General features: G+C 52.0%; 14 protein-coding genes. 6 read left to right on the forward strand and 8 right to left on the reverse strand.

The features are described from left to right. The first annotated feature begins 45 nt into the window (after positions 1-45). The 3 genes from KIS77_06890 to KIS77_06900 all read left to right on the forward strand — a co-directional run bounded on the left by KIS77_06890 (position 46) and on the right by KIS77_06900 (position 8997). Positions 46-7584 (forward strand): gliding motility-associated C-terminal domain-containing protein, encoded by a 7539-nt coding sequence (locus tag KIS77_06890; protein MCW5922047.1) that lies wholly within the window; start codon positions 46-48, stop codon positions 7582-7584. A 199-nt stretch (positions 7585-7783) separates the two neighbouring features. Beyond that, positions 7784-8329 carry an RNA polymerase sigma factor gene (locus tag KIS77_06895; GenBank protein ID MCW5922048.1) on the forward strand — a complete coding sequence of 182 codons (546 nt, stop codon included), beginning with the start codon at positions 7784-7786 and terminating at the stop codon, positions 8327-8329. A 32-nt stretch (positions 8330-8361) separates the two neighbouring features. Next, complete coding sequence (locus KIS77_06900; GenBank protein MCW5922049.1) at positions 8362-8997, forward strand: hypothetical protein; 636 nt, start codon at positions 8362-8364, stop codon at positions 8995-8997. Positions 8998-9087: 90 nt separating this feature from the next. On the opposite strand, the gene KIS77_06905 is transcribed toward KIS77_06900, so the two are convergent. The 3 genes from KIS77_06905 to KIS77_06915 form a co-directional block, all read right to left on the reverse strand. Further along, a complete protein-coding gene (locus tag KIS77_06905) occupies positions 9088-10002 on the reverse strand; it encodes an NYN domain-containing protein (protein ID MCW5922050.1) in 915 nt (304 codons plus the stop codon). Positions 10003-10241: 239 nt separating this feature from the next. Continuing rightward, the gene (locus tag KIS77_06910) at positions 10242-10766 is read right to left on the reverse strand and encodes an acyl-CoA thioesterase (GenBank protein MCW5922051.1); all 525 of its coding nucleotides are present in this window, start codon (positions 10764-10766) and stop codon (positions 10242-10244) included. A 186-nt stretch (positions 10767-10952) separates the two neighbouring features. Beyond that, positions 10953-11513, reverse strand: a complete 561-nt coding sequence (locus KIS77_06915; protein ID MCW5922052.1) for a hypothetical protein — start codon at positions 11511-11513, stop codon at positions 10953-10955. A 182-nt stretch (positions 11514-11695) separates the two neighbouring features. Between KIS77_06915 and KIS77_06920 the strand changes: the two genes are divergently transcribed. The 3 genes from KIS77_06920 to KIS77_06930 all read left to right on the forward strand — a co-directional run bounded on the left by KIS77_06920 (position 11696) and on the right by KIS77_06930 (position 15923). Beyond that, positions 11696-13552: a M1 family metallopeptidase gene (locus KIS77_06920; protein ID MCW5922053.1), complete on the forward strand. Its 1857-nt coding sequence runs from the start codon at positions 11696-11698 to the stop codon at positions 13550-13552. A 269-nt stretch (positions 13553-13821) separates the two neighbouring features. Next, positions 13822-14049 carry a hypothetical protein gene (locus KIS77_06925; GenBank protein MCW5922054.1) on the forward strand — a complete coding sequence of 76 codons (228 nt, stop codon included), beginning with the start codon at positions 13822-13824 and terminating at the stop codon, positions 14047-14049. Positions 14050-14267: 218 nt separating this feature from the next. Beyond that, positions 14268-15923: a SulP family inorganic anion transporter gene (locus KIS77_06930; protein ID MCW5922055.1), complete on the forward strand. Its 1656-nt coding sequence runs from the start codon at positions 14268-14270 to the stop codon at positions 15921-15923. On the opposite strand, the gene KIS77_06935 is transcribed toward KIS77_06930, so the two are convergent. From KIS77_06935 to KIS77_06955, 5 genes are all read right to left on the reverse strand, one after another. After that, positions 15889-16143 carry a hypothetical protein gene (locus KIS77_06935; GenBank protein ID MCW5922056.1) on the reverse strand — a complete coding sequence of 85 codons (255 nt, stop codon included), beginning with the start codon at positions 16141-16143 and terminating at the stop codon, positions 15889-15891. The genes KIS77_06930 and KIS77_06935 overlap by 35 nt on opposite strands. 17 nt (positions 16144-16160) lie before the next feature. Further along, positions 16161-16574, reverse strand: a complete 414-nt coding sequence (locus KIS77_06940; GenBank protein MCW5922057.1) for a putative toxin-antitoxin system toxin component, PIN family — start codon at positions 16572-16574, stop codon at positions 16161-16163. A gap of 1 nt (position 16575) precedes the next feature. Then, entirely contained in the window at positions 16576-16797 is a 222-nt protein-coding gene (locus KIS77_06945) for a hypothetical protein (protein ID MCW5922058.1), read from the reverse strand. A gap of 163 nt (positions 16798-16960) precedes the next feature. Continuing rightward, entirely contained in the window at positions 16961-17386 is a 426-nt protein-coding gene (locus KIS77_06950) for a DUF3368 domain-containing protein (GenBank protein ID MCW5922059.1), read from the reverse strand. Between the two features lie 62 nt (positions 17387-17448). Next, on the reverse strand, positions 17449-17688 hold the full coding sequence (locus tag KIS77_06955) for a UPF0175 family protein (protein ID MCW5922060.1): 240 nt from the start codon (positions 17686-17688) through the stop codon (positions 17449-17451). Positions 17689-17724 lie beyond the last annotated feature (36 nt).

Below are 17724 nucleotides of genomic sequence, written 5' to 3' on the forward strand. Positions count from 1 at the left end.
AAAAATCCCGTGTTTCATCCAATTATTGAAGTCCGAATTTCAATTATGTCATCCCGCTTTTTACTCCCATTTGCATTTTTTGCGCTCTGCTTTTCTTCCCAAAAGTCATTTTCCCAAGTCACGATTTGGCAAGAAAACTTTAGTGGTGCCAACCAAGGTTGGACCCAAGACTTTACCGATTGCGACGGCTCTGGCTCTGCGGGCGTGCAGAATGGCCGCTTCGAAGTAATTGACATGGAAGGCTCTCCATGCTGCCCCACTGGTGCCACCACGGGTGGCGCCAACAACAACGAGTGGCTCACCAATGCCATCAACACGGAGAATTTTTGCAACATCGGCATTTCGGTTCAATATGGATTTATTGGGACGTTTGAGTGCTCGCCGGGAGGCCCTTATTTCGCTTGCTCCGGCGACCCATTTGTGGACAACGGCCACGACCAGATGGTGTTTGAATATGAACTCGACAACAACGGAACGTGGGTACAGTTCGCCTACATCTGTGGCGGTCAAGCGGGCACGGCAGTTGTCAATAACCTCACCTGCAATTCTATCCGAATCAGAATAAGGCCCGCCAATAAAGCCATTGCGGAGACCTATTGGTTCGACAATGTTACTGTTTCTGGCATTCCGCGCCCCACGGTCAACCCGGTAAACGACATCACTGCTTGTTCTGGGCAGCAGGTTGGCGTGACTTTTAGCGGGATGGGCACCCCGCCGCCGACTTTCTCTTGGACGAACAGCAACACGGCCATTGGCTTGGGTGCTGCCGGCACCGGAAACATCAATTTCACGACTCCGGCAGGTTTGGGTAGCCCGCAGTCTGCCACGATAACCGTGACACCCACCTCGGCCGGTTGCACGGGCACACCCGAAACATTCAACATCACCGTGAACCCCGGCCCAACAGTAGACCCTGTGGCCAACCTTACCGTTTGCCCCGGTGATGCTGTGAATATCCTTTTTTCGGGCGATACTCCGGGTGCCACCTACAACTGGACGGCAAGCCTGCCTATACCTGGCGCAGGTGGCAGCGGTCAAGGGAACATTATTATTCCGAATGTGCCCATCATTCCATTCCCGATAACGGCTACCGTGACCGTGACTGCTTCGTTCGGCGGTTGCACCGGGCCGCCCCAAGTCTTCACGGTTTCGGGTTTTCCCAACCCAAGCGGCAATTTGACTTTGACCGGCCCGGCCAATATCTGTCAAGGGCAGAACGCGGTGTTTTCGGTCAGCATGACCAACGGCAGTGCTCCATTCACCTTTGTTTATGCACTTGACGGGGCGCCCCAACCTCCCGTGACCGCAAACAATACGCCGTTCACTTGGAATTTCCCCATCACGAGCAGCGCCAATGTGAGTTTGGTAAGCGTGACGGCCAGCAATACCTGTGAAGGAAATGGCACTGGCAGCGCCAACATCACGGTGACCCCCACCCCCACCGCAACCCTGACTAGCGGAAACAGCACCGCCTGTACGGGGCAGGGCACTAATTTGGAAATCAACTTTGATGGGGGCAATGGAACATACACGTTTGTGTATAGAATAAATGGTGTCAACCAACCGCCCATCACCACGACAGGGCCAAATTATACACTCACGGTAACGCCCAATACACCCGGCACGTTCAACTACACTTTGGCCAGCGTGACCAGCAACGGCTGCACAGGCACAGTAGGCGGCTCTTATTCGCTTACCGTAGCCCAATCGCCCACCGCAACGCTCATAGGTGGCGGCACCGTCTGTGCTGGGCAACCCATCACACTGACCATCACGTTTACGGGCGGGGGGCCCTACACCGTCAATTACACCGCGAATGGCGACCCGCAACCTCCCATCACGACTTCCAGCAACACATATCTTTTTAGTGTCGCGCCAGCCACCTCAACCACTTATGAACTTACGGACGTGACCGCCAATGGATGTCCGGGCACCGTGCAAGGCATCGCCATCGTGAACGTGAATCCCAGTCCGTCGGGCACGTTGGTTAGTGGGAACAGTGCTATATGTAACGGGGAGCCTGTCGTGCTGACGTTCAACTTTACTGGCCCAAGTCCTTACAATTTTGTCTATTCGGTCAACAACGTCAACCAGCCCGCTATCAACACCTCACAAAGCACCTACACCTTGACGGTAAACCCGACTATCAACAGCACTTACACATTGGTCAGCGTGACGGGCGGCGGATGCAACGGTGCCGTGAATGGAACTTATACCGTGACGGTAGGGACACCGCCCACAGCGAGCATTAGCGGCGACACGATTATTTGCCCAGGGGACACGGCTAATTTGCTTGTCAATTTTACCGGAACGGCTCCCTTCACTTTTGTTTACAAAGCGAACGGCATCAACCAACCAGCTGTTACAACCTCAAACAACCCTTACATCCTTCAAGTAGCGCCTTCAACGCTTACAGCATATATGCTGGACAGCGTTGCTTCCAACGGCTGTTCCGGCACGGTGTCAGGCATGGCTACGGTGAGCTTGGCCCCAGCCATTTCCGCGACCATTTCAGGGGGCGGACAGATTTGCACTGGTGGCAGCGGCACGAATGTCTTCATCAATTTCACGGGACCAGGGCCGTATACTTTTATTCTGACTGCCAACAATGTACCGATTGATACCATCACGACGGATACGACTTTTTATTCGATACCCGTAAACCCACCAAACGGCACGATTTACCGCTTGTTGAGTGTAAGCAATGGTTTTTGCAACGGGACGGTTTCGGGCCAAGCGGTGGTGTTTGTGTTCACTCCGCCTACAGCCATTTTGAGCGGAGACCAGACCTTCTGCGATTCGGCCAACACAAATGTCATGATAGACTTTACCGGCACCGGGCCGTTTTCTGTCTATTATTCCATCAATGGCATAGCGCAAATTCCAGACACGACCTTCGACGACCCTTATTTTATCCCAATCGTGACGACGGTGACGACTACCATCACGTTGGATAGCATCAAGTCGCCGGGATGTGATGGCATACCCATGGGCTCTGCCACCATAACCGTGAACTACGCCCCTTCCTACACCAACTTGACCACGAATTGCAATTTTGTAGCGGGCACTTACACTATTTCCTTCAATGTGTTGGGGGCTACGCTTCCGCTGACACTACTGAGCGGCTCCGGCACTTTCACGGGGACACAATTCACCAGCAACCCTATTCCCATTGGTCAGCCCTACAATTTTGTTTTTCGAGATGCCAATGACTGCGGCAACGTAACTGTTAGTGGGCCTTCCAATTGCAATTGCCAGACGAACGCCGGCACGATGAACTTGACCCCCATCGAAGTTTGCGTGGGCGAGACGGCTACTGCCACGCACAATGGCAATTTTGTGAACGACGGGGATGACATCTTGAGGTTCATTCTGCACACCAATCCGGCTTTGCCCATCGGAACCATTCTTGGCTGGAACACCACGCCATCATTCACTTTTGGAGCCAACATGACGGCAGGTGTCACATATTATATTTCGGCTATTGCCGGAAACAATGACGGTACGGGTAATGTGGATTTGAATGACCCTTGTCGCTCCGTTTCGCAAGGCACACCCGTCACATTCTTCCAACCACCTACTGCCAACATGGGGCAGGGCGACACAATATGTGCTGGCAATCAGGCCATCATCCCTGTAACGCTGACGGGCATCTCGCCATTTTCGCTCACTTGGGCCATAAACGGAGTGCCCCAACCCACCGTGAACAACATCACCAATTCGACCTACCAAATTGCCATCACACCAGTGGACGACGTTACGATTACTTTGATTTCGGTGGGTGATGCTCGGTGTGTCGCCTCTATTGCCGATACCGCCATCGTGGTGGTCAACACGCCGCCGCAGGTGTCCAATCTGCTCGTAACCTGCGATTTTCAGACGCAGACTTACACCTTGACGCTCGACGTGGCAGGTGCGCCACCTTACACTGTGAGCGGGGGCATCGGTGGCAGTTTTGTGGGCAATGTGTTCACTAGCAACCCCATCCCGGTGAGCAGCCCCAATTATTTGCTCACCATAGCGGATGCCAATATGTGCAGCCAAGCGACGGTGAGTGGCACTGCCAATTGCAACTGCCCCACAAACGCCGGCACCATGAGCCAAACCCAAGTCGGTGTTTGCGAAAACGCCACTTTAAACGTACCTCCTACCGCCGGCGAGACCTTGGAAGCAGACGACGAATTGCTCTACATCCTGCACACCACACCCGGAAGCCCGCCCGGGACGATTCTCGCTTGGAACAATATCCCACAGTTCAATTTTCAACCGGGTATGTTGACCAACACCACCTACTATGTGTCGGCGATTGCGGGCAACCCTGGCGCACCCGGCCAGATTGATTTGAACGACCCATGTGTTTCCATCGCGCAGGGCACTCCTGTCATTTTCTATGCGCAGCCGACTGCCGATTTGGTAGCTTTGGACACGGGCATTTGTGAAAATAGATTGGTGACCATCACTGTCAATTTCACGGGAACAGCCCCGTTTTCGTTTGTGTATTCCGTCAATAATGTGCCCCAACCTGCCGTGACGGGTATCAACGTAAATACTTTTTCCTTCACTACTACCTATTCTCAAAACACACAAATCCGCTTGGTGAGCGTCAGCGACCAGTTCTGCTCCGAGGGTATCGTGCAAGGTGAGGTAAATATCACTATTGAGGGCATCCCGTTGATAACCAATGTGCAGACCATTTGCGATGCCACTGGCAATAATTACACGGTAAGTTTCACTATTCAAGGAGGTGAGCCGCCGTACAGCGTGACAGGGGTCATGGGCACGGTGACAGGCAATCAATTTGAGAGCGCCCCGATTCCGTCTGGCAACCCGTATTCGATTAACCTGAGCGATGCAAATATCTGTGGCGTGACCTTCCTTGTCGGTTCATACTCTTGCGATTGCTCCACTATGGCTGGCACTTTGATACAAACACCGCTCACGCTTTGCTCGCAAGACGTGGCGGCGCTACCTGCTGCTACGGGCACTGTGCTGGACGGCAACGATGCCTTGATATACCTGCTCGTCACCACAACGAATCCAAGCACTTGGACGATTTTGGCATCCAACAACACACCCACCTTCAGTTTTAACGCGGCCATCATGTCTCCAAACACACCTTACTTTATTGTCGCGGTGGCTGGGAATAGCACAGGCAGCGGTGTTGATTTGACCGATATATGTCTCTCCGTCGCTGTGGGGCCAACGGTGACTTGGCGAGCACCCGTCACTGCGGTTATTTCTGGCCCCACGAGTGTGTGCGCCGGAGTCCCCACCACTCTGAATGTGGCATTTACCGGTGCCGGGCCTTTCACTTTTACCTACAACAACGGAACCCCGCAGACCATCACAACTTCGGACAACCCCTACTCATTGGCCGTCACACCTTCAACAAACGTGACGGGCATCACACTCAACAGCGTGACGGGAGCAGGCAATTGCGCTGGCACAGTAAGCGGCAACGTAGTGGTGTCGCCCGTCATTCAGGCGCTCAACGTGCAAACGATATGCGATTTTGCCACCCAGACTTATACCCTTCAATTCGACATCAGCAATGGGGCCGCTCCCAACACGACCTACACGATTACGGGCGTCACAGGTACTTTGACGGATACTTCATTTGTGTCCAACCCCATACCCGGCACACAACCCTACAACGTGACCATCACCAGCCCAGATGGTTGTTCCACGGCTATCGCTGGTGAGGCGAACTGCCTATGCACGACGGAGGCAGGCACGCTCACCGTAGTGGCCGCCAACGCCTGCCTGCCCGACGGTCAGGTGTCTGTGCAAGTGAGCGGCCAAGTACTCGATGCCAACGACGTGTTGCAGTACATTCTGTACCAAGATGCGACCCAGCTTCCCAACGGCATCTTGGCGGTGAGCAACACACCACAACTCGGCTTTCAAACGGGCATGACGGCTGGCACGACCTATTTCGTGTCGGCAATAGTGGGCAACAATGATGGCACAGGCAACGTAAACCTCAATGATTTGTGCCTTTCCATTTCGCCGGGGGTGCCTGTAGTGTTCCGCCAGCCGCCCACGGCGACGCTCGCTGGCAGCTCATCTTTCTGCGCGGGCGGCAATGCTGCTTTTCAAATTCAATTTACCGGCACTGCACCGTTCAAATTTGTCTATGCGGTCAACGGCAACCCTCAGTCGCCCATCACAGCACCCGGCAACACATTCAATATCAGCACCAATAACGTTCAGCAGAATCAGGTTTTCACGTTGATTTCTGTGGAAGATGCGTTTTGCACGGGCACAGTCAGTGGCCAAGCCGACGTCAGCATTATCCCACCGCCCACAGGCTCACTTCTCGGCGACGCGACGATATGCGCAGGAGGTTCGACCACCTTGGGCTTGTCGCTCACAGGCGGCACTTCCTACGACGTGACGATTGGCGGGGGCAGCACTCCCATCGTGCTGACGGGTGTTCAGAATGGTGCAACCGTTGACGTGATGCCTGCCGTCACCACTACCTACACCATCACCAACCTTGTCGCGCAGGGCAATGCGTGCCCGCCCGTGATTGGCTTGTCATCTACTGTGACGGTCTCTGATTTGACGGGAAATGCGACCGTATCGAACTACAATGGGTTTGGCGTGAGTTGCCCCAACGGCGACGACGGCAGCATCGCCATCACACCGAGCGGAGATATTTCGCAGGTGACCGCAGTTTGGAGCAACGGTGCCACTGGTCTGCAATTGAACAATTTGCCCCCCGGCGATTATGCCGTCACCCTGACCAATGCCGTTGGCTGCACTTGGACGCAATCGTTCCAACTTTCCGCGCCACCGGGTTTGAGCATACAAGTGTCCACCACTTCGCCTACTTGCTTTGGCGATAGCGATGGCTCGCTCACCGTGCAATCCATCTCTGGCGGAGCCACTCCGTTTATCCTGACGCTGAACAACTTGACCAATACGGTGGTCAATTCATTCCCCATCACGCTGAGCAATCTGGAAGCAGGCACTTATCTGTTGGCAGTGGCCGATGCGAATGACTGCGTCACGGAGCAAAGCGTGGATATTGTCGCACCTCCCCAGTTGACGGTTGACTTGGGGCCGGATGTGACCATCAGTTTTGGTGACAGTATTCAACTGAATGCAAGGCTCAACATGACCGCTTTTGAGTCGTTCGCATGGTCGCCAACCGACTATTTGCTCACACCCGACTCGCTCTCCACTATGGCCAAGCCTCCCGTGAGTCAGATATACGCCATCACCGTGATTGACACGACTGGCTGCCCGGCTACCGACCAACTGCGCATCATCGTCCAAAAACAAAATCGCGTTTATCTGCCCAATATCATCAAGCCGGAGTCCAATGAACTGAACGATGCCTTCACGGTGTACGCAGGTGCCGAGGTGGCGCGAGTGCGACTCATGCGCATTTATGACCGCTGGGGCGAGTTGTTGTTTGAAAACAAAGACTTTGCCCCTAATGATGAGCAATCGGGCTGGCGAGGACGCGCCAAGGGCAATCTGGTCAATCCGGGCGTTTTTGTCTATGTGGTGGAAGTAGAATACTTTGACGGCACTTCGCAAATACTGTCAGGAGATGTGACAGTGATTCGATAATTGTTGAATGACACGCTGGAAGTGGCACACGTCTCGCCGTGAATTTTTTGAGGAAAATTCACGGCGAGACGTGTGCCACTCTTTATTTTGCCCCTACCTATGGCTACAACACTGCTAATAGAGAACAATAGCCAAAAAATATTTTACATCTGGGCAACCCTTTCCCCATCATTTCCACCAATTAAGCGTTTACAGCCTCATGCAACAGTTGAACGACCAGGAATTGGTAAGTGGCGTGCTACGCGGCAGTCCGGCGCACCAAACGGCGCTATATCGCCAATATAGCGTGCCCATGTTCCGAGTGGTGCTGCGGTTTGCTCGGGACAAGGCCGAGGCTGAAGATATGTTGCAAGATGGGTTTATCCGGGTGTTCCGCGACATGACGCAGTTTCGCGGCGATGGGGCGCTCGGAGGTTGGATTCGACGCATCATGGTCAACACTGCCCTGAGCCACCTCCGAAAGCAGCGCGATTTCATACGCGACACGGGAGACTTCAGCCCCTTCGAGAGCCGATTCCGCACCGAGGAAGATTTTGCAGCCAATTTGGATGCCGAAACATTGATGAAATACCTCCAAAAATTACCACCCGGCTATCGCGCCGTGTTCAACTTATACGCCATAGAGGGTTTCACCCATGAGGAAATTGCCGAACAATTGGGTATTTCCATCGGAACCAGCAAAAGCCAGTTGTTCAAGGCGAGAGAATACCTCAAAAAAATACTGGACAAATCATTTATTTCATAAGCACGCCTTTCAATTGATTCATTCTCAAACCAATGGCTGAGCACAAAGAATTTGAGTCGCTCGACGAACTCTTCCGAAAAACATTTCAGGACCTGCCTGACACGCCCTCCACTTCGGGCTGGGACACACCCTCCGAGCGGGTTTGGCAACACGTTCAAAAACAAATAAAACCACCTCGTTCGGGTTGGAGCACACAAACCGTTGCACTCTTGGCGGCTTTTGCTGTCACACTTGTGTTGGGCCTGTATTTGCTCCTGAACCGACCGGAGGCACAAACAGAGACACCAGTTGTCGCGCCGGAATTGCCATCAGCCAATGTCGAAGCCAACGACCCGACGTTCGACGAAGCGACAGCACGCACAAAGGAAGAAGTCAATGTCGCTCACAAAGAACAACTTGCGACACCATTGAGACCGAAGCAAGGGAAAAAGGCATTCGTGCGGCAACCAACCGCCTCACAAATTAAAGCAGAGTCAGAGGCAGCGAATGCACCCCAAGCCGAGTCTGCACAGTCAGAAACAGTTGAAAAATCTGTTGCTGAAAAAATGCCCGTGTCACCCAACACGACCAAACGCCTCAAAGCCGAACTGGCAAAAAAAGCACAAGAGGCATGGGAAACTCCGCTGGCCCCGCTCCCCCAACGCTGGCCCGGAAAGCCGAACAAGTGACTTTATTCCAAGCTGATGCGTTTCAAAAACCGACAACATTTTAGCAGTAGTATAAAAGCCCGGCGGAGGAGTCTGCCGGGCTTGTTTTTTCTACCTGATTAATTTCACGTTGCGTGCGATAGGCTCCCCACGCTCGTTTTTTCCCATCGTGAACTCCACCATATCACCCTCGCGCAAGTCGTTGAAATCCGTGTCAACGAGGAAAGAATAGTGAAAGAACAAGTTGTTGGTTTGAGGGTAAGAGATGAACCCGTAGCCATCCTTCATGCTAAAAATAGTGCTGGTCTTCACTTCGCCCTCCTCCACTTCCACCGTCTCCTCGCTGCCATTCAACACGGGTATCTTTTTGCGCTCGACAAACAATCGGCTCACCGCGAAGCCCTCGTCGTCGTCTTTTTCGATGAACTTCTCCATCGCAATCGGGTACGTCACTTCTTCCCACAGATACTGCGAGGTGACGGTGGTGCGGCGGCGGCCCTCCTCGTCGAAGTATTCATAGTCCCACCCCAACAACATCACGCGAACGCCGAGCGTGTGCAACTTGCGCACGAGCGGCACGAAATCACTATCGGAAGCGATAAGCACCACCGCGTCGAACTGCTTGTGCAATGCCAACTCAAAAGCTTCCAAGGCCATCCACACATCAATGCCTCGCTCTTGGCGAAAGCCCTGAAAAGTGGTGCGCACGGGCAGGTAGTGGGTCGTCACCCCCTCCATCATAAGTATATCGTCGAAAAGACGGTCGTAGAAAAGGCGATTGCCCTCGGCGCTGGCTTCTTGGGCAGAGAGGCGCCCCCGAAAATAGTGCGCGTCCACGATTTGGCAAAGATGGAAATCCTTGCCCTCTTCTTCCGCGATGCGGTGCCGAACGAACTCGTGCAGGCCAGCGATGCTGAGGCGGCTGCGTCGTTCGTGGTGGTAGGCGTAATAGTTGGAAACGTGAAGGAAATAATTACCGTCGTAAAAGACCCCTATTCGGGTCAACTTCTGCTGACTATCAGACATTTACTGCTAGATTTTGATGCTTTAATTGTTAAACCGACGAATCACTTTGGCACAGGGAACGAACGCATCATTTTGGCAATAATCCTTGGTTGTTTTTCTATGGAAGCAGTCGTGATGGCAAATCAATACGGGGTGCAAAGGACAGTTATTTCAACGGGAAAAACCATGCCGTTTTGAAATAAAAAATCAATAAAAAAATTACCCGAAAGGCAGGAAGCACAAGCCTCCATGGAGCATATCTATGATTCCAAATCCGCAAAGAATTTCCTTAGCTCCGTCGCATCTTTTGGCTTGATGCGGCCACCGAGAATAAGGCGCAATTCGCGGCGGCGAGCGGCGCTCTCGTAGAGTTGTTGTTCTTCGCTGGAAAGGGGCAGGACGGGTGGCACCTGCACTGGATTTTTCCTTTTATCGTCAACGGCAACAAAGGTGAAGTATGCGTGATTGCAGCGCCGGGGCTTTTGCCCTTTGATGTCGTTGGCAAAAACCTCGACGTAAATTTCCACAGAAGTGTTGAAGGCTCGCGTCACACAGGCCTCCAATGTGATGACATCGCCCAGATGAATCGGGTTTTGAAACGAAATATAGTCCACTGCCACCGTCACCACATGTGCCTCGCAGTGCTTGCCCGCACAAATGGCGCTCACAATATCCATCCATCGCATCAGATACCCGCCCATCAGGTTGCCCATTGGGTTCGTGTCGTTGGGCATGATGAGCTCCGTCATCACGGTCTTGCTTTCAGATACTTTTTTGGGTGTCAGGTTTTGTTTTGCCATAAAAGGGTTGACAACAATTGTTGTGTTAGTGTTGGTTATACTTCACGCCGCCGGGTTTTGGGCATGGGAAAAAGTGCAATCTGCTCAAAATCAGGGAGAGCGAGCAGGGCCGTCTAATAAATCCTAACGAATCAAGGTATAAAAAAGGAGCGCCCGTTGGGTGGACCTTCATCAACTTTTCCCCATGCTCATCAGCCATTTTCCCCTCAACGCCCACTCATAAGTGCCAAACAGCACGCCCGAAAAGAACAAATCACCCATCACCGTATTCTTCAAGAAAGGCAAACCAGCCGTGTAGCAAGCCATAAGGCCAGCAGCCGTCTTGGGGTACATCGCACCTTCGAACCAAACACTAAAATTGGTGACAAGGAAAAAAATGAGGGAAGCGGTAAGGCTTGCGGCCACCACGCGCAGCGGCGCCACTTTTCTGCTGAGCATCCACCAGCCCACGACCATGACAATGCCAAACGCCGCATAAATCCACCACGATGTAATCAACGTGAAGCTCGGGTAATACTGCTGGTAGATGACATTGTTCAGAATCAAATCGCTGAAAAACAGCGCCAAAAAGGGGATGGCCAAGGTCAGTGCCTGACGGCTGAAATAAGCAGCGCCAAAAAGTGCCATAGCGCCTATGGGCGAAAAATTGTAGGGCGGATGGGGCAACAGGTTCAATCCCAAACGGGTGAAAGCGGCAAGGAACATCAGGGCTATTGCGAGACGAATCTTCATCTTGTCAAAATTTTGTTTGCGGGGCGAAGATACGGCGAACACGGCTTGACTTATGCCGTTTTTCGGAAAAACAGTTTTGCCAAAAAGCAATTGCTGTATCATTGCGCCCACGCTGAATCACGATTTTTGCGTTCTATCTGGAAATATCTTTTTCGCAAAACCCGCTCAATCACTCGAAGAATATGCTCAAACAAACGCTCTCGCTCTTCATCCTACTGCTCGCCTCGCACGCTTTCGCCCAGCCCGAACGCTGGCAGCAACGCGCCGACTACGAGATGACCATTGACATGGATGCCGCCAAAAACCAATATCGCGGCTCGCAACGCATCACTTACACCAACAACAGCCCCGACACGCTCCACCGAGTGTTTTACCATCTATATTTCAATGCCTTCCAGCCGGGCAGCATGATGGACGTGCGCTCGCGCACCATCGCCGATGCCGACGGACGTGTAGCCGACCGCATCTCGAAGCTCAAAGCCAACGAGCAGGGATGGATAAAAGTAAAATCGCTCCAACACGACGGCAAACCAGCCAGATTCAAAATAAGCGAGACCATTCTGGAAGTATCCCTCCCCCAGCCCATCCTACCGCATAGCACCTCTCTGTTGGAGATGGAGTGGGATGCCCAAGTGCCGCTCCAAATTCGACGTTCTGGCCGCGACAACAACGAGGGCGTGCGATTTTCCATGACCCAATGGTACCCCAAACTATGCGAGTACGATTATCAAGGCTGGCATGCCAACCCCTATATCGGTCGAGAGTTCTACGGCATCTGGGGCGATTTCGACGTGAAAATTTTGATTGACAAAAACTACCTCGTCGCCGCGGGTGGCTATCTGCAAAACCCGCAAGAAGTCGGCTACGGATACGAAACCTCCGGTCAGCTCGTGACCCGCCCCGCAGGCGACAAATTGCTCTGGCATTTCAAAGCCCCAGACGTACACGACTTTGCATGGGCTGCCGACCCTGATTTCACGCACACGAAAATCAACGCCGACGACGGCACGGTGATGCATTTTGTGTGGCAAAAAGGCATGGGCTACGATGCCCAATGGGAAAAACTGCCCAGCATCATGAACCGCGCCCGCACAATTATGAACGAACGCTTTGGAAAATACCCGCACCGCGAGTACTATTTCATACAAGGTGGCGACGGCGGAATGGAATACCCGCTGGCCACGCTCATCACCGGCAACCGCCCGCTCAATAGTCTGGTGGGCGTGTCCATCCACGAACAAGTGCACTCGTGGTACCAGATGGTGCTAGGCAGCAACGAGAGCCTTTACGCATGGATGGACGAGGGATTCACCTCCTATGCCTCCGATATTGTGGAAAACGAACTTGCCCGCGAGGGGCTATTGCCCGGAAGAAAAGCGAGCACCAATCCTTTTGCAGGCACTTATTCGGCTTACAGGCAGCTGGCACTCAGCGGATTGGAAGAGCCGCTCACCACCCACGCCGACCGATTCAACACCAACTATGCTTACGGATTGGCCGCCTATGTGAAAGGCTCGGTTTTTCTTCACCAATTAGAATATGTCATTGGGAAAAAAGCCTTGGCGGAGGGGTTGCTCCGCTACTTCGACACATGGAAATTCAAACACCCGAACGCCAACGACGTGATTCGAGTGTTTGAAAAACAAAGTGGCCTTGAACTGGATTGGTACAAAGAAGATTGGGTGCACACGACGAACACCATCGACTATTCCATCAATGAGGTGGTGGCCGACGGCAGACGCGCCACCAAGGTGGTCATCGGGCGAAATGGCCGCATGGCCATGCCTTTGGACATCGTGGTCACTTACGAAAAAGGAGAGCAGGAACTGTTTTACGTCCCGCTCGAAAGCATGCGCGGCGAAAAACCCGCCGAGGACGGCACCAAGCGCACCGTGCTGCCCGCCCACAGATGGGTGGACCCCACTTACGAGTTTGAAATCCCGGAACGACTGAAAAACATTTCCAAAATAGAGATAGACCCCTCTGGACGCTTGGCGGATGTGAAACGGGAAGACAATGTGTGGGAGCGGAAGGATTGAAAATGACAAGCCCTCCCCTCTGTCATTGTTCTCCAAAAATATAGCCACTCGAAGACACAGGGCATCGCCCTGGCAAACACATTTCTTTGCAATTCCTTAACTTTGCAGGTGTAAAAGTCCCCCAATCATAAGCAGACCTTTGCGTTTGGCTTTAGTTTATGTCTGTCATATTCAAATCGTTCCGAGTTTTCATGTTCGTTGCCGCCGCTTGTTTGGTGGTCAATGATGTTGCGCGACTGGTCTTCCCTTTTGCGCAACAGACGCTTGTCATGCAAGACAGCGGAGACGAGGAGCAAGACGACAACAGCAGCCAAAACGCATATTCTTTTTTCGAGGAGGAGGTAAAAAGCACCTCCCACAAAGAGCGCCTACAACAGTGGTTCTCTGTCTCTTGCGAAGTGGAGGCCTCCGTCGCACATCTCATCAAGGATGACAAGGTCAGGCATCTGGCTTTCATCCCGATTTTTTCACCCCCTCCCAACCTTTCCCCTTTGTAAGGGACGACGACCTCCGTTCCCTATGGTCGCCCTTGTCGTGCATCAATCCTGACTTTTCCGCTACCCGGCTGTATCTCCGACGTGTTATTGTTTCCAGCACCTAAAACTCGCGCAAACGCCTGACGGCGAATTGTCGCGCTCCCGGCTGACCCATCTATTTTTCACAACAACTCTCCTCATCCCTCTCTATGGACGGGCTGAACAAAACATTTAATTCCATGCAAAAGACTAACCTTTTCGCACACCTGAAACAAGATTTGCCAGCAGGCTTGGTTGTGTTCCTCATAGCGCTTCCATTGTGCCTCGGCATCGCTCTGGCATCGGGCGCCCCACTTTTTTCAGGCATGATCGCCGGCTTTGTGGGTGGCATCGTCATCGGGATGCTGAGCAATTCGCACACGAGCGTGAGCGGGCCGGCAGCGGGACTCACAGCGGTTGTTCTGGTTGCCATTCAGCAGCTCGGCGCTTTCGAGACATTTTTGCTGGCCGTGATGCTGGCAGGGGCGTTGCAACTGGTGCTGGGATTTGCCCGCGCAGGTTCCATCGCCGATTTTTTCCCCTCTAGTGTCATTAAGGGTATGCTCACAGCCATTGGTGTCATCATTATTTTGAAACAGATACCACACGCGCTGGGCTACGACAAAACCGCCGAGGGGCATCTATCCTTTTTTGAAAACAACGGCAGCAACACCTTCACCTCCATATGGCAGACCGTGACGCATTACATTCATCCGGGCGCCACATTGGTATCGCTTGTGGCCATTGGCATTTTGTTGCTTTGGGAAAAACCTGTCATCAAAAAGCGGACGGGTTTTGTGCCCGGTGCCTTGATAGCCGTGATAGCCAGCGTGCTCCTCAACGAGTTGTTCAAAACTTGGGGCGGCTCTTGGGTCATCATGTCAGAGCATCTCGTCAGCATTCCAGTGCCGGAAAACATGGGGGCCTTTTTGGGGCAATTCACCTTACCTGACTTTAGCCAGTTGTCCAACCCAAAAGTTTACACAGCCGCCTTCACCATCTGCGTGATTGCATCCATCGAAACCTTGCTGTGCATAGAGGCTGTGGACAACATAGACCCCTACAAACGCAGCACAAATCCCAACAAAGAACTGAAAGCACAAGGCGTAGGCAATTTGCTGTCGGGCCTTATTGGTGGCTTGCCCATCACCTCTGTCATAGTGCGTAGCTCAGCCAACGTCAACGCAGGTGCTCGCACCAAAATGGCTGCCATCCTGCACGGGATGTTTTTGCTCATCTGCCTTGCTTTAATACCCAGCCTTCTCAATCTTATCCCCTTGTCTGCTTTGGCAGCGGTACTCATCTTAACAGGATACAAACTCGCCAAAATTTCTATTTTCAAAGAAATGTGGAACAACGGGAAATACCAGTGGTGGCCATTCATCATCACGGTGGTGGCGGTGGTGTTCACCGATTTGCTCACCGGCGTGGGTATCGGCTTGGCAGCCAGCGCGTTTGCCATTTTGCGCGGCAATATGAAAAACTCCTACTATTTCCGAAAGGAAAAATATCAGGATGGCGATTTGATTCACATCAAACTGTCGCAAGAAGTTTCCTTCCTCAACAAAGCCAGCATCAAACAAACACTCGAACACTTGCCAGAAAAATCGCGGGTGCTGATAGATGCCACTGACACGGCTTACATTGATTTCGACGTGTTGGAAATCATCAAGGATTTCTGCAACGTGAAAGCCCCCAACATGGATATTGATGTGACGCTTAAAGGCTTCCACGAACGCTACAACATTGGCGAGTCAGACTTTGTGACCTATGAACCAGCAGAAGAGGGCGCTGGCAAGACATGGAAAAACGGGCATCCACCTAAGGGCAAAAAGGCAGATGCTTTGGCCAATTGAATTTCCTCTTTTTTTTGAGATTTGTGGCGTACCCAGAAGCAATTCGGTGCGCCACTTTTTTTAGCGCAATTCCCTTTTCTGGGCATCCTTCAACAAGGATTTTGCTCAGACGCGCCACTCCGTTCTTGATTTCCTCCACCACCTCCGGGTTCAGCAAAGTGGAAATATCGCTCAGATTGGAGGTCTCTCCTTCGGCGATTTTCCGCAAGATGCGGCGCATGATTTTCCCCGAACGGGTTAGAGCGACTTGACAAGTGCCAAAAACTCGTCAATCCGAATCCGCGTCACTTTTGGAAAAGGAATTTGTTCCAATATGTCGAAATGCCCGTCTTCCGAAACCAGCATATCTGCGCCATAGGCAATGCAAGTGTCCACATACTTGTCGTCGTCCTCATCGGCTGCTATCAAGCGCCACTGAAAGTAGGATTGAACAAAGTGGACATTCGGCAGAATATGCAACAAATCAATGAAATTCTGTGCAGTGCGCTCGCCATATTTTTCTGTGATAATTTCCTCATATTCAAGCAGAATGTCGTGATTCACTGCCAGTTCAAATTTTTGCGCCACGAGCGCGAGATAAATCGGGTGGTACTTCGAGCGAGAAGTCAGCGACATCACCCAAACGTTGGTGTCAATAACGAATTTAGGCATTTCAGCGAGTTGAGGATGTTTTCACCCGCTTATGTCCCTGTTTCCAAGATTCGATATCCGCTTGCGAATAGCCCCTTTCGTCAAAGGCTTTGTCTGCTTCTGCTACTGTTTTTTTGGCAAGAAACTCGATGATGATGGCTTTCAGTTCTGCCAAATCGCGCTCCGACATTGGGCGTGCGAGCAATTGCAGAATTTCTCGTTGAGCAGGATTGAGTGCAGACATGGTTGTTTTTTTTACAAAAGTAGCCGTTTTTGTTCAAATTTTAGTCGCCCCAACTTTAATCTCCTCCACCACCTCCGGGTTCAGCAAAGTGGAAATATCGCCCAGATTGGAGGTCTCTCCCTCTGCGATTTTCCGCAAGATGCGCCGCATGATTTCGAGTACTTCATTCTCCCGATTGCTGCAATACTTGACGATAAGGACTATCGTGGATGTAGAAGTTCGCTTTAATTCGCAGGTCATCCAGAATTGGGCGTAAAAGAGTTATCAACCCGGCATTCTTCGCTCGCATGAACACACCCAACAGCCCAATGATTTTGAGTCCTTCAGCAAGCGCGGCCTCCCTGCCTTCTATCTCGTCAATCAACAAATAATCTGCTCCGATTTCCTTAGCCAGTGCTATGGCTTCGGATTCCCCATCATCCAAAAAGGCACGCAGCAGATTGACATGAGCAACGTTTTGCACTACGGCGACCTCTAACCAAGAAGCGTTTTTCAGAACGAAAAGATTATGCCTGAAATCGGTTTCCAGCAACTGCAATTCCGACATCACTTTTGTAGGCACAATGACTTTTTTGAAAAGAGCAGGCAACAAATCCAATTGCCCCACCAAAAACAAGGCAGAAAGGGGCGAGGTATCGCTAACCACAATCATCAGGCGGGCATATTTTCAATGGTGCGTAAATCTTCTTCAAACTGCTCGATGCCATAGTGCACGGGGACATTTCGTTCGGCGAGTATTTGCCGAAAACGAAACCAATCCAATCCCGCCAGTTTGCGTGCCTTGCCAAAAGACATTTTGTTGGCAGCATACATGGCAATTGCTATTTCAAGGCGTAGTTCCTCTTCTGTCATTTTTGCACCAAGCAATTCATCAGGAATGGTGAGTGTCATTGCCTTATTTTTTTTTACAAAAGTAGCCGTTTTTGT

Source organism: Saprospiraceae bacterium, from assembly GCA_026129545.1.
Taxonomy (GTDB): domain Bacteria; phylum Bacteroidota; class Bacteroidia; order Chitinophagales; family Saprospiraceae; genus M3007.